This window comes from Helicobacter sp. L8 (genome assembly GCF_003660355.1).
GTDB lineage: Bacteria > Campylobacterota > Campylobacteria > Campylobacterales > Helicobacteraceae > Helicobacter > Helicobacter labacensis.
The window spans coordinates 1-12,909 of record NZ_QXQR01000026.1 but is presented as its reverse complement, the minus strand read 5'-3'; the positions used below and the strand labels follow the sequence as shown (position 1 = coordinate 12,909).

Here is a 12,909-nt window from a genome sequence, read left to right as displayed (position 1 = left end):
CCTGCGGTTGGATCACCTCCTTTCTTAGAGAATTGCCCTTTAGCATTTGTTTGCTTTGGGCTAAAGCGTTGCGTTTGAGACTCTCTTGCTTGGGGGTTAAGATTAAACCAAGCTCCAAAGGCTTGCTAAATTTTTGTAGATGGGCTTATAGCTCAGGTGGTTAGAGTGCACCCCTGATAAGGGTGAGGTCAGAGGTTCGAGTCCTCTTAAGCCCACCATCTCACTTTTACTTCTCTTTGTTTGGGGGATTAGCTCAGTTGGAAGAGCGCCTGCTTTGCACGCAGGAGGTCAGCGGTTCGAGCCCGCTATCCTCCACCACTTACTTTAAAATTACGCTTCTAAGGTGCTTGTTGGGAAGATCACACTAAAGACATTGTAATCCCCTTGTGTGCTGATCTCTAAGCTAAAATGGTATTGCGCGCAGATATTACTCACCAAATCTAAGCCAATGCCATAGCCCTTTTGGGAGTGTGTGCCACGCGCATAGCGCTCACTAAGATGCTCTACACTTTGAGGGCTCAAGAGTTGCCCGGTATTGCTCACACTCAGATTGCCCTGCAAGCGCACATGCACCACACCCTTAGGGGGGGTGTATTTGAGGGCGTTCATCAACAAATTACTCACCAAAGTTACCATATCTTCCTCTAGGGCTTTGAGGATTTTGGGAGCTAGGTCGTGAGTGAGTTGGATTTGGTAGAAGTCAGCCATATCGCTAAAAGCGCTAATTTGTTGGCTCACTAAAGCTTGCAAGTCTAGCAAGCTGGGCGTATCGGGGCGCAAATCCTGCATGAAAAGATAGGCTAACTGGTGGTGCAGGTGGAAAATACGCCGTGCGCTCACTAACACACCTAAGGCTTGGGGGGTATGGCGCACAAGAGTCTTAGCGCTCATCAACAACGCAGCAATAGGGGTGTTGAGCTCATGGGCGATGTCTTTGCTAAAGCGATCCAGACGCGCCACTTCATCGCTAATGGGCTTTAAAAATAGCCGCGCTAACCCATAGGCTATCAAGCCCACGCACACGCATGCCCCTAATAGCACAACTAAAATACAATGATAGAGCGGGGCGAAAAGATGGGGAGGTTTGGGGCGTTGTAAAATCAGAGTAACCACACCCAGATGCCCGAAAGTCTTATTGTCCACTAAATAAAACCCATCCTCTTTTTCTAAAAACAGCGGGAGATTCTTCACCTTGCCAAAGAACACAAGAGCACTACCCCCCAAAAACCCGTGTTTATACAGGACTTTGTTGCGTGCGTCCAACAACACGAAGGCTAATGCATTGTGCTTGAGAGAAAGGCGTTCAAAGGGGTTTGGCATAGCTTCCATGTGTTCTAACACGATGTCTTGGGCTAGGTTGTTAGCCTGTAATTGCATGTGCTGTTGGATATTTTGTAAGAGCGCGTTTTTTTCATAGAGAAAAAACAAGAGCGCGATCGCACCCATCAATAAAAAAGAAGATCCTAGATAAAGCCCTAAAAAACGCCGTAGCGATTGCCGTTGGTATGCATTGAGTTTCATGGACAAAAACAATACCCTAATCCCTTGATATTTTGGATACTCTGCTTGCCTAAAAGTTTGCGCAAATGCTTGATATAAGTGCGCAAAGTAGAATCATCTAGTCCACTTTCATACGCCCACACATTGGCAATAATCTGTTCGGTGCTGAGGATTTGGTGGGGATGCTGTAAGAAAAACTCTAATAATTGCCGTTCCTTTGGGGTAAGAAAAAAGCGTTCAGCTCCCACGCATAAGATACCATCTTCATAGCGTGCATGCGCATTGATAGCAATTTGTTGTGCCACTAGCAGGCGTTCGATTCGCACCTGCAACTCTTCTAAATCAAAGGGTTTTTTGAGATAATCACTCGCCCCAATGCTGAAAGCTTTTTTTAAAGAAACAATGTCGCTTAGCACACTAATCACCACTACCGGGGTTTGGATTTTTAGCTCGCGCACCACTTGCAGGGCTTCAAAATTCGCGCTTGCGGGCAATTGCACATCTAGCACCAAGAGATCAAAGCGTTGTTTAGCCAATATCTCTAACGCGCTTGGGGTGTCATAAGCACCCACCACCCTATAACCGGCTTGCTCTAAAAAATCCTTAATGAGTCGGTGTAAGAGCATGTCGTCTTCGAGCAAGAAAAGTTGCCTAGTCATGGCGTGGTTGGAAGATATAGACAAAGAGGATCAAGCCCATGATGAGGATACCTCCATAGCCCAAGAGCGGATAAATCATGCCCACCAAATCTTTAAAACCCAGTAAGCTAGCAAAAAAGCCCCCAATCGCAACTGCGAAAATCACCCACAAACCAACACGGCGTTTGAGGACTTTAGATAAGCGTGCCACAGAACCATAAAAGCAAGTTAGGGCAGTGGAATAAAGCCCCATAAAAAGCACCACCACATAGAACACCCCAAACCCAGCGTGGACTTGGTTAGCCAAGATCACCATGGGCAACTTCGTGCTACCCACTTGGCTAATATGGCTTTCTAGCACAGCATATAAGAAGAAACAGCCCCCTCCTAGCAATAACGCACCCAACAACACACCTAAAAGCATCATCTTTTGGGGTGTGTTTTGGCTCATGGGGACTAAAATTGCCATGGCTAGTTGGAAGTTAAAGGACACATACAAAATCCCGCTAGACCACCAATTGTATAATAGGGCACTGTGGTTGATAGGCACACTGGTTTGTTGAGGTGTCTCTGGGTGCAAGAGGGCATAGCACCCCACTAGGATAATCCCAGCAAACATGATGGGGGTTAACCATGTCATCACTTTAACAATCATGTTTAGCCCAAGTGCCGTGTTGGCAATGAGCAAGAGACAAACCACCAAAGCCCCCACAAACAAGGGCACATGGAATTTTTGCTCAAAGGTCGTGCCCGCCCCGGCTAACATCACTACCAAAGTGCCAAATAAGGAAAGCGTGATCATTACATCGCAAAAAAGGCGCGCGCTTGGATTGTTGGAGGGGTTGATGGCTAATAGATAATCTTGAGTCTTGAAGCGATAAGCCAATGCTACAGGCAGATATCCAAAGAGAAAGAAAAATAAAGAGGCTAAAGCGATCGCACAAATCCCCCACTCTCTAAAGTAAGAGAAGTATTGTAAAATCTCTTGCCCTGAGGCATAACCTGCGCCTATAATCGTGGCTACATAGGTGCAAGCCACGCCCACCACAGACACTCCTTGTTTTAACATGTCAATCTCCCATGAGCGTTTTTACTAAGAAAAACCCTCCTAACATTAAAATCCCCCATAAAAGCAACGCCAAGCCAAAGGCTTTCCCCCCCAAACGCAAAAACTTTTTCATCTCCACTTGTAAGCCCAAAGCCGTCATCGCGCACACTAAGCACACCACAGAGGCGTAGCGCAACATCTGCACACTCTCTTGCAACGCACGCGCGCCCACAAACGCCCCAAATATGGCTTGTAAATGGGAGTGCAAAACCACCACACCTAAAAACCCAAAGGCAAAATAAGGGATATGGAAACGCGCTTTATGTGGGCTGTGGTTGTGGTTAGAGGTGTATTTGAGATAAAAAGACACGCCCAAGAGTAGGGGAATGAGCATGATTACGCGCACCATTTTGATAGTTACAGCGGCTTTTTGGGCATCTAAGGAAATCCCGCTAGCCGCCCCAGCCACATTAGCCACTTCATGCAAGGTAGCCCCGATATAAACTCCCTCATTAAGGGGACTCAAAGGGGTAATGCCCATATGGTAGAGTAGGGGGTAAATAAACATGGCTAACAAGCCAAAGACGATCACCGTCCCCACAGCCACCACGCCCTTATAGGGAGCAGATTTAAGCACACTCTCTAAAGCTAAGATAGCTGCTGCCCCACATACAGCACTCCCGCATGCCACAAGCATCGCTAAATCTAACTCCAAGCCCATTTTACGCCCCAAATACACCCCCACTAAAAAGACCACCACCACCACGATCAAGGCGATTAACAAGGGTGTATAGCCATAGTGCAAAATATCATGGGTGGTTACATTAAAGCCATACAAGACAATCCCTAAGCGCAGGAGTTTTTTAGCGCTAAAGTGCACGCCTGCATGGGTAGCATGGGCGATTCTGGGGTAAATAAAGGAGAGTGCAAGCCCTAGCAAAACCCCCACTAAGAGGGGGGAGATATGGTGGCGCGCCAAAAGGGGAAAATGCGCTCCATAGAGAGCCAGAACGCTAAGCCCCCCCACTAACACAAGCCCTAAAAACATGCAAACCCCAGAACTTTAAGTTGGCACAAAGCCGCCTATTAGGATAGCATAAAAATTTTACACTTTCAGCCCCGCGTTTTTGATCACAAAATACGCTGTGGGGATGATAAAGAGAGTGAGCACCACGCTAGTGATCATCCCCCCTAGCATGGGCGCAGCGATGGCGTGCATGATCTCTGAGCCAACGCCATGCGAATACATGATAGGGATGAGAGAAACCAAAATACTAAAAAAGGTCATCAATTTAGGGCGCACCCTTTGCACCGCCCCGTGCATGATCGCCTCTTTGAGTTTGGCGCGGGTGTGATCGCCCTGCTTTAAGAAGTGTTGGTAAGCATCCTCTAAATAGATGATCATCACAATCGCCGTTTCTGAGGCAACACCCAAGAGGGCTAAAAAGCCCACTAAAGCGGCAATACTCAAGTTAAGTCCTAGCAACTTCATAAAGACCAACCCCCCCAAAAAGGCAAAGGGCAGAGTGAAAAAACAAAGCAAAGAGTTCGTGGTATTTTTGAGCGCAAAGACAATGAGAATAAAGATCACAAAGATACTCAAAGGCACGATGTAGCGCAGGGTTGCAAAGGCTTCATCTAAATACTGACTCTCCCCTGAGAACTCATAGTAATACCCGCTAGGGAGCTTAAAATTCTCTAGGGCTTTGAGTGCGGCTTGGCGGTAACTCTCTGAACTCACCCCATTTTTAGGCACGATGTAAATAAAATGCACCCCTAAGCCCTTTTCGCTTTTGAGCACCGCCGGGGCATTTTCGTAGTAGATATGTGCAAAGGTGCGCAGAGGCACAAAGCTATAGGGGGTTTTGATATAGAGATTTTCTAAACTCTCAATATTGTTGCGTTGCACATCCTTAAGGCGCACAGAGATAGGATAACTCTCCACCCCATCTAAAAGGGTGCTAATGGCAGAACCCCCCATCCCAAAATTGACCATATCTAACACGCTTTGCTTAGTGATATTGTATTGGGCTAGTTTCTCCGGGCGTAAATCCACATTGAGATAGTAGCCATTATTAGACTTTTCAGCAAAGACAGAGAGGGACTCGGGGAGATTTTTAAGCTGTTGTTCCATGCTAATGGCTAAGTTTTGCAAGAGTGCGGGGTCTTTGCCATAAAGCTTAATGCCTAGGGGGGTGCGAATCCCGGTTAAAAGCATGTCAATGCGCCCGCGGATGGGGTAGGTCCAAGAATTGACCAAACCCTTGACTTGTAGGGCGTGTTCTAGCTTGTCTCTAAGCTGTTTATAGGTGATTTGTTCCTTCCACTCTGATTTGGGTTTGAGTTCAATATAGGTTTCTAGCATGGAGAGTGCGGCCGGATCGGTGCTCGTGTTTGCCCGCCCGGCTTTGCCAAAGACTTGTTTGACCTCATCTACACTTTTAAGAATACGATTTGTGCGCTCTAGGTATTGTTTAGCCGTGTCAATGCCTACCGCATTGGTGGTTACGGGCATATACATCACCACGCCCTCATTAATGGCTGGGATAAACTCCCAATTGAGCTTTTTATAGGCAAAATAAAGCCCGCCCAAGCCTAGCACGCTTAAAGCTAAAAAGAAAAATCTAAAGCGCAACACAAAGGAGAGGCTAGCCCCATAAATGGCGATAAAGAACGCGTTGATGGGGTTTTTGGACTCGGGGCGAATCTTACCTTTGATAAAAAAGATCATCAAGATAGGCACAATGCTAATAGAAAGCAATGCCCCAATGAGCATCGCAAAGGTTTTAGTATAAGCTAGAGGAGAAAATAGCCTCTCTTCTTGCCCGGTGAGATTAAAGATGGGCAAGAAGGAGACCACAATGATCATCAGGGCAAAAAAGATCGCCGGCCCAACTTGTTGCACGCCCTTAATGATCGCGCTTTGGCGCGCTTGCTCATCTTGCATGTTTGTATGTTGCAAATACTTATGCGCATTTTCTACCATCACAATGGCAGCATCCACCATCGCCCCAATGGCAATGGCTATCCCGCCCAAGCTCATAATGCTCGCCTCAATGTTGAAAAAGTGCATCAGCAAAAAACTCAAGCACACACATAGGGGTAAAGTGATGATCACCACTAGCGCGCTTCTAAAGTGCAATAAGAATAACGCGATGATGACTAAGACGATGACACTCTCTTCTATGAGGGTGTGGATGAGATTAGCCACCCCCTTTTCAATGAGCTCGCTACGATCATAGACGGGCACAATCTGCACATCTGGGTTACTCTCTTGCAAGGTGGCGATCTTCTCTTTAATGCGCTTTAAAATGCTGTAAGTGTCGGCATGGTAGCGCACCATCACCACCCCGCCCACCACTTCGTCCGTGCCATTGAGATTTGCCACTGAGCGGCGCGGCTTTGGAGTTAAGTTGAGCGTGGCAATGTCTTTAAGCTTAATAGGGGTGAGATTAGGGGTTTTGAGCACAATCTCCCCCAAATCTTTTAAGCTCTTGGTATAGCCTTGCGCGTGGATGATCTTCTCAAAGCCATTTTCTAAGATCACCCCCCCGCCCATGTCTGCATTGGATTTTTTAATGGCTTGCACCACATCGGCTACGCTCAAATCGTATTGCACCAGCGCGTCATTATTCAGAGTAACTTCGTAGTTTTTCTCAAAGCCCCCAATGCTAGCCACCTCACTCACCCCATCCACCCCTAGCAAGGCGTAGCGAAAATAGAAATCCTGCAAGGTCTTCAACTCGGCTAAATTCTTACTCTTGCTTTTAAGCGCGTATTGGTAAGCCCAGCCAATAGAGGTGGCATCGCTGCCCATCTCTACCTTGACCTCAGAGGGCAGGCGCACACGCGCCATCTGTTCGGACACCCGATCGCGTGCAAAGTATAAATCTACCTTGTCTTTAAAGATGATGTAGATTAGTCCCGTTTCATAGCTAGAAATCCCGCGCACGGTTTCAATGTCAGCAATCCCCATAAAATTAGACACTAAAGGATAAACCGCTTGTTCTTGCACCACTTGGGGGCTTTGGTTGGGGTAGCTTACCTGCACGACCACCTGCGTGGGAGAGAGATCGGGTAGAGCGTCTAGGCGGGTTTCTTTAATTGCCCAAAGGGAAAGCAAAAAGAGCAAGCCCACCACCAAGATCACAATGAGCTTATTTTTTAAACTCCAAGAAATGATCGCATTGATCATCACTCATCCCCATTATTGATCGCATCGGCATCTAAGATAAAGAGCGCGTTCTTAGCCACCTCATCGCCTTGAGCTAACCCCTCTAAAATGGTGTAACTCCCATCGCTATTGCGCTTGACTTTGACCTCTGTGAGTTCAAACTCCCCCTCCTCTTTTTTAAAGACGATGGTTTTATCGTTTTTGACCAACACTGCCTCTTTGGGCAAGACTAAGCCTTTTTGGGCTTTTTGGAATAAAGTTACCTTAGCAAACATGTTAGGAAAAAATAGATTTTGCGGATTAGCTAGCACAAAGCGCACCTGTAGCATTTTGGTTTGGGGATTGATGAGGGGGTTGATATTATCTAGCTGTAGGCTAAAATCTCCCTTGATGCCCTCTATACGCGCGCGTGCGCTGTCCATATGGCGCACAAAGTCTAAATCTTCTTGATTGACTTGGGCGATCACATAGAGCGCGCTCAAATCTACAATTTCATAGAGGGTTGCGCCACTCTTGACAAAGCCGCCCTCTTGGATATTCTTAGCAAAGATCACTCCGTTAAATTGCGAGCGCATTACAATGCGGTTGTGGATTTTTTTATCCTTGATGATATTAGCGATCTCCCCCTCTCCCACCCCCAGTAAGCGTAATTTTTCTTTGATCTCCTCTACTTGTCTATTAAAGTGCAATGCCGAAAGCAATTCGCTTTGCACCCCTATGAGTGCGGGGGCATACACACTAAAGAGTTTCTGTCCTACTTTAATAGGCTTGTAGGTTTGATTGGCATAAAGCTTTTCAATATAGCCATCAAAGCGCAGAGTATAGGTGAAACTTTTTTGTTCGTCTGGTTGCAAGCTGGCATAATACTGCCTAAAGGGGGCGATTTCTTTAAGGGTAACCTTAATGGTGTCCTGTGCCCCCCACAGCGCGCCTAGCAACGCCATATATAGCCCAATAATTCTCATCAAAGCCCCTTGAGATTTTCTAACGCCAAATAGGTCGTATTGAGCTCGCTAAGGGTGTCGATCTTAGAGAGCTTGATATTAATTGCATCGTTAAAGGCATTGTAATAGCTATTGTAATCCCCGTTAGCAGAGATCAAATTTTTTTCATAGATATGCACAATGCGCCCGCTTGCCTTTAAAATGGTCTCTATGCTGGAGAGATTTTTTTGGAGTTGCGTCATTTTCTTAAACAATTTCTTAGCGCGGTGGCGCACTTGGTTAATGGTGTTGTCAATATTGTTCAGCGCGACTAAGTGCTCTTGTTTGCGCTGTTGTAATGTATTACTCTGCTTGCCATAAATGGGCAAAGGGATGGCTACCCCAATGGTGAACATGTCAAAAATGCGCTTCCTAAAGAGGTAGTTAGCCGTCACATTGATGTCTTCTAAAAAACTCTTTTTGGCTAGCGTGATGTTTTTACGCGCTTGGCTATCTTGTAAGCGCGCGATTTTGATGTCGTAATTGCTCGCCATGATGCTTTGCAATTCTTGTGTATTGTCTAAAGCCATGCGCTGGGGCGCTAGGGAGAGTAGATCGCTTTGGCTAAAAGTGAGTTCGCTAATGTTGATCTTATTATCTTCTAGCGCGTCTTCTAAGTCGTTTTGCTTGATCTCTAGTTGGGATTTAAGCACTTCAATTTTGGCAATGGCGATTAAATCCGGGTTGCTCGCATGTTGGGCGTTATAGAGCAGGTTTTCTAGGTTATTTAAGGCTTCTTTTAATAGGGCTAGCTTTTGGGTGTTCTTATAGACTTGGATCGCGTTGGTGAGCACCCCTATGGCGATCTCTTGCTTGAGTTTTTGCAACTCTAAGAGCTTTTTTTGGCGCTCTAAGTCCACCACTTGGGCTTGGGTGTGCCTCTTAGCATTCACATCAAATTTTTGGCTAATCCCTACGCTGATGCTTTGCATGAAACTAGAATCTAAAATAAAGAAATTGAACACATCGGCGTTGTTATAGCCCACATACAAAATCGGGTTATCCCAACGCGCCACCGCTTTAGCTTGGGCTTGCAAACTCTCAATTTGGGCTTGCAAGCTAGCGATTTTAGCGTTCTTGTGCAAAAATTTGTTGTAAATACTAGGCAAGTCTAGGCGTTTGCTTGGCAGGGGCGCACTCACGCTCACAGACTCCAAGCTAGCCTCTTGATGCCACGCCTTTAAGCCTCCCAGCATCAAAAGCACCCCCCAGATCAAAGCCCTTAGCCTCATAGATCGATACTGCCCTTACCTTTGTAGAGTTTGCCCTCTTTGGTCTTGAGCTCTAGTTTCACCTGCCAAGTGCCCCCCATGGGCAGATTCACCTTCACATCATAGACTCCATCTTTTTCTTTCACTTGGGCGTTTTCATGCATGGCAGGCATGCCCGGCATTTCAGGCATGCTAAATTTCACCTTCACATGCGCGCCTTTGAGGGGCTTGCCCTTTAGGGTGGGGGTTAATGTGAAATGGTTATTGCCGCTCACGGGCTTTTGATCGGATTTTAAAAGGGTGTCTACTTCCTTGGCTTTAATCTTTAAATCCCACGCTTGTAAACTCCCCAAACTCAAGGCGCATGCCAGCACCAACACATGCCATTTTTTCATCAAACTCCTTTGAATTAAGATGGGGCTATGATAGTGTATTTCTGTGGATTATTTGTGGAAATTAAAGTTTGCCGTGTTAAAATTTTTACACCATATTACCAAAGGGATAACATGTCTTATCGCGTTGAACACGACACCATGGGGGAAGTCAAGGTAGAAGATAGCAAGTACTGGGGCGCGCAAACCCAAAGAAGTTTTGAAAACTTCAAAATCGGGGTAGAAAAGATGCCCCCCGCGCTCATTAGAGCCTTTGCCAAATTGAAGCGTTCTGTAGCGCTGGTGAATGCGCAACTAGGCAAGTTGGACACGCAAAAATCCCAAGCGATTGTACAAGCCTGCGATGAGGTGATCGCGGGCAAATTAGCCGACATGTTCCCCCTAGCCATTTGGCAAACCGGGAGCGGGACTCAGACTAATATGAATGTCAATGAGGTGATCGCCAACCGCGCCACAGAGATTTTAGGCGGAGATTTTAGAAAAGAGAAGCTGATCCACCCTAATGACCATGTCAACATGTCTCAAAGCTCTAATGACACCTTCCCCACTGCCATGCACATTGTGAGCGTGCTCGAATTGCATAAAACCCTTTTGCCCGCCCTAGATAAACTACACGCCACCTTGCAAGCCAAAAGCACAGAGTTTAAAGATATTATTAAAATCGGGCGCACCCATCTGCAAGATGCTACACCCCTAACCCTAGGGCAGGAGTTTAGCGGGTATGTGAGCATGCTTGAGCATTCTAAGGCGCAAATTTTACAGAGTTTGGAGTATTTAAGCGAGCTAGCCATCGGGGGCACGGCAGTGGGCACAGGGCTAAACGCGCACCCACAACTCTCTGAAAAAGTCGCCGCCGAGTTAAGCCAACTTACCGGCTGCACTTTCAAAAGTGCGCCCAATAAATTTCACGCTTTAACTAGCCATGATGGGCTTGTCTTTGCCCACGGCGCGCTCAAAGGGCTAGCAGCCAATCTGATGAAAATTGCCAATGACATTAGATGGCTGGCTAGTGGTCCGCGCTGTGGTTTGGGCGAACTTGCTATCCCTGAGAATGAACCGGGGAGCTCTATAATGCCTGGCAAGGTCAACCCCACCCAATGCGAGGCGTTGACGATGGTCGCTGTGCAGGTGATGGGCAATGACGCGGCGATTGGTTTTGCGGCTTCTCAGGGCAATTTTGAACTCAATGTCTTTAAACCCGTGATCATCTATAATTTCTTGCAAAGTTTAGAATTGCTCGCTGATAGCATGGAGAGCTTTAACGCCCATTGCGCGGTGGGGATCGCGCCCAATAAAGAAAAGATCGATCATTACTTGCACCACTCTTTGATGTTGGTAACCGCGCTCAACCCCCATATCGGCTATGAAAACGCCGCCAAAGTCGCTAAAAACGCCCATAAAAAACACATCAGTCTAAAAGAGTCTGCAGAGGAATTAGGATTAGTGAGCGCGCAGGATTTTGACAAATTCGTTAATCCTGCCAACATGATCGCGCCTAAGGCGTGAGCCCTTAAGCAAGCTTAAAATGCATGCCAAAAACACCCAAAAGGGTGGGCTATAAAAACGCCCCCCTTTTTCACCCACGATCAAATCTGCTTATACAACGCCAACGCCCTAGACCCAAGCACCCTAGAAAAAGATAGCCTAGATTGTCTCATCACCTCCCCACCCTACAATGTGGGCATGGACTACAACTCTCATGCGGATAACCAAAGCTACCAAGAGTATTTAGACTTTAGCGCGCTTTGGCTTGAGAACGCCTACCAATGGGCTAAGAGAAGCGGGCGGCTCTGCTTAAATATCCCCTTAGATAAAAATAAAGGCGGGCAACAAAGCGTGGGCGCAGATCTCATCAACCTCGCTAAAAAGATTGGGTGGTCTTATCATAGTAGCATCGTGTGGAATGAGGGCAATATCTCTAGGCGCACGGCGTGGGGGAGCTGGCTTAGCGCAAGCGCGCCCTATGTGATCGCCCCGGTGGAGCTCATCGTCATTTTGTATAAGCAAGTGTGGAAAAAGCAAAATAAGGGGGCAAGCGACATCACTAAGGAGGAGTTTATGAGCTGGACTAATGGCTTATGGCAGTTTAATGGGGAGTCTAAAAAGCGCATCGGACATCCGGCCCCCTTCCCTAGAGAATTGCCCCGCCGCTGTATCAAACTCTTTTCTTTTGTAGGCGATGTGATCTGCGATCCTTTCAGTGGGAGCGGGACAACTATGTTAGAAGCGTATGCCAACCGGCGCGCCTTTATGGGTATTGAGCTAGACAAGAAATATTGCGATCTAGCCAAAGCGCGGTTCTTAAAGGTTTTGGGGGCACAAAATGGGCATTAGTCAGCAAGATTTAATTATGGAGTTTTTTAAGGCGAATCCCCATAGAGACATCGCGCATCCGGAGGTGGTCGATTGGGTGGTGCAAACATACAAAGAGCGCACGGGCAAGGTCTTTAGAGACCCAGATAGAGGCATTTGCTCCTTACACCAAAAAGGGCAATTGATCAAGGTTTATAAAGGAGTTTATCGTTACGATCCGCATTTTGTGTTACGCCAAGATTTAGAGGATTTTAGTCCCGTGCTCAAAAAGCAAATTTTAAAAAGAGATGGGCATGCTTGTGTCATCTGTGGAGCGGGGCAAAAAGAAGGCGTAGAGTTGCATGTCGATCATATCAAGCCCAAAGATTTAGGCGGTAAGGCGTGCTTAGAAAATGGGCAAACTCTATGCGCACGGCACAATTTCTTAAAAAAGAATTTCTCCTCTAAATCTAATGCGCCTAAAAACATACAAACTCCTCTTTTGAAAATTTGCGATGATATTCTACCCCCCCCTGTCAAGCCTTCGAGCTCAAAATATGCATTAAAAAAGGTAAAAGTAGAAATTAGTAACAAAAAGAGAGCGGAAGTTTAAAAATTTGGGGGTTATGAGAAAAAAGATAAGAGGTTGTTTGGTTAGAGTCTAGGGAGTT

Annotated in this window: 11 protein-coding genes and 2 tRNA genes; 5 read left to right on the top strand and 8 right to left on the bottom strand. The window is 46.6% G+C overall.

The window, feature by feature from the left end:
- Nucleotides 1-141 precede the first annotated feature (141 nt).
- Both EAO37_RS08415 and EAO37_RS08410 read left to right on the top strand, forming a co-directional pair.
- A tRNA-Ile gene (locus EAO37_RS08415) sits at nucleotides 142-218 on the top strand.
- Nucleotides 219-242: 24 nt separating this feature from the next.
- Nucleotides 243-318: transfer RNA gene (locus EAO37_RS08410), tRNA-Ala, on the top strand.
- Between the two features lie 12 nt (nucleotides 319-330).
- Here the strand turns inward: EAO37_RS08410 and EAO37_RS08405 are convergent.
- From EAO37_RS08405 to EAO37_RS08370, 8 genes are read right to left on the bottom strand one after another with little or no spacing between them, the layout of a single operon-like run.
- Entirely contained in the window at nucleotides 331-1,521 is a 1,191-nt protein-coding gene (locus EAO37_RS08405) for a HAMP domain-containing sensor histidine kinase (RefSeq protein ID WP_120946320.1), read from the bottom strand.
- Nucleotides 1,518-2,159, bottom strand: coding sequence for a copper response regulator transcription factor CrdR (gene crdR, locus EAO37_RS08400; RefSeq protein ID WP_120946318.1), 642 nt, complete (start codon nucleotides 2,157-2,159; stop codon nucleotides 1,518-1,520). The genes EAO37_RS08405 and crdR overlap by 4 nt, the downstream gene beginning before the upstream one ends.
- Nucleotides 2,152-3,207, bottom strand: a complete 1,056-nt coding sequence (locus EAO37_RS08395) for a hypothetical protein (protein WP_162983005.1) — start codon at nucleotides 3,205-3,207, stop codon at nucleotides 2,152-2,154. Before EAO37_RS08395 ends, crdR begins: the two co-directional genes overlap by 8 nt.
- Before the next feature lies 1 nt (nucleotide 3,208).
- Complete coding sequence (locus tag EAO37_RS08390) at nucleotides 3,209-4,234, bottom strand: putative sulfate exporter family transporter (RefSeq protein ID WP_120953158.1); 1,026 nt, start codon at nucleotides 4,232-4,234, stop codon at nucleotides 3,209-3,211.
- Between the two features lie 57 nt (nucleotides 4,235-4,291).
- A complete protein-coding gene (locus EAO37_RS08385; RefSeq protein ID WP_120953155.1) occupies nucleotides 4,292-7,381 on the bottom strand; it encodes a CusA/CzcA family heavy metal efflux RND transporter in 3,090 nt (1,029 codons plus the stop codon).
- Entirely contained in the window at nucleotides 7,381-8,325 is a 945-nt protein-coding gene (locus tag EAO37_RS08380; protein ID WP_120953152.1) for an efflux RND transporter periplasmic adaptor subunit, read from the bottom strand. The genes EAO37_RS08385 and EAO37_RS08380 overlap by 1 nt, the downstream gene beginning before the upstream one ends.
- Complete coding sequence (crdB, locus tag EAO37_RS08375) at nucleotides 8,325-9,560, bottom strand: copper resistance outer membrane protein CrdB (RefSeq protein ID WP_240451788.1); 1,236 nt, start codon at nucleotides 9,558-9,560, stop codon at nucleotides 8,325-8,327. Before crdB ends, EAO37_RS08380 begins: the two co-directional genes overlap by 1 nt.
- An 11-nt stretch (nucleotides 9,561-9,571) precedes the next feature.
- The gene (locus EAO37_RS08370; protein WP_162982717.1) at nucleotides 9,572-9,949 is read right to left on the bottom strand and encodes a FixH family protein; all 378 of its coding nucleotides are present in this window, start codon (nucleotides 9,947-9,949) and stop codon (nucleotides 9,572-9,574) included.
- 111 nt (nucleotides 9,950-10,060) lie between these two features.
- Between EAO37_RS08370 and fumC the strand changes: the two genes are divergently transcribed.
- From fumC to EAO37_RS08355, 3 genes are read left to right on the top strand one after another with little or no spacing between them, the layout of a single operon-like run.
- Nucleotides 10,061-11,452 carry a class II fumarate hydratase gene (gene fumC / locus EAO37_RS08365; RefSeq protein WP_120953149.1) on the top strand — a complete coding sequence of 464 codons (1,392 nt, stop codon included), beginning with the start codon at nucleotides 10,061-10,063 and terminating at the stop codon, nucleotides 11,450-11,452.
- Between the two features lie 51 nt (nucleotides 11,453-11,503).
- The gene (locus EAO37_RS08360) at nucleotides 11,504-12,280 is read left to right on the top strand and encodes a site-specific DNA-methyltransferase (RefSeq protein ID WP_120953146.1); all 777 of its coding nucleotides are present in this window, start codon (nucleotides 11,504-11,506) and stop codon (nucleotides 12,278-12,280) included.
- On the top strand, nucleotides 12,270-12,851 hold the full coding sequence (locus tag EAO37_RS08355) for an HNH endonuclease (protein WP_120953143.1): 582 nt from the start codon (nucleotides 12,270-12,272) through the stop codon (nucleotides 12,849-12,851). Before EAO37_RS08360 ends, EAO37_RS08355 begins: the two co-directional genes overlap by 11 nt.
- Nucleotides 12,852-12,909 lie beyond the last annotated feature (58 nt).

What these genes read in the sequence shown, in the direction of transcription:
- EAO37_RS08405 (WP_120946320.1), bottom strand. Translation starts at nt 1,521, where the DNA reads ATGAAACTCAATGCATACCAACGGCAATCGCTACGGCGTTTTTTAGGG.
- crdR (WP_120946318.1), bottom strand. Translation starts at nt 2,159, where the DNA reads ATGACTAGGCAACTTTTCTTGCTCGAAGACGACATGCTCTTACACCGA.
- EAO37_RS08395 (WP_162983005.1), bottom strand. Translation starts at nt 3,207, where the DNA reads ATGTTAAAACAAGGAGTGTCTGTGGTGGGCGTGGCTTGCACCTATGTA.
- EAO37_RS08390 (WP_120953158.1), bottom strand. Translation starts at nt 4,234, where the DNA reads ATGTTTTTAGGGCTTGTGTTAGTGGGGGGGCTTAGCGTTCTGGCTCTC.
- EAO37_RS08385 (WP_120953155.1), bottom strand. Translation starts at nt 7,381, where the DNA reads ATGATCAATGCGATCATTTCTTGGAGTTTAAAAAATAAGCTCATTGTG.
- EAO37_RS08380 (WP_120953152.1), bottom strand. Translation starts at nt 8,325, where the DNA reads ATGAGAATTATTGGGCTATATATGGCGTTGCTAGGCGCGCTGTGGGGG.
- EAO37_RS08370 (WP_162982717.1), bottom strand. Translation starts at nt 9,949, where the DNA reads ATGAAAAAATGGCATGTGTTGGTGCTGGCATGCGCCTTGAGTTTGGGG.
- fumC (WP_120953149.1), top strand. Translation starts at nt 10,061, where the DNA reads ATGTCTTATCGCGTTGAACACGACACCATGGGGGAAGTCAAGGTAGAA.
- EAO37_RS08355 (WP_120953143.1), top strand. Translation starts at nt 12,270, where the DNA reads ATGGGCATTAGTCAGCAAGATTTAATTATGGAGTTTTTTAAGGCGAAT.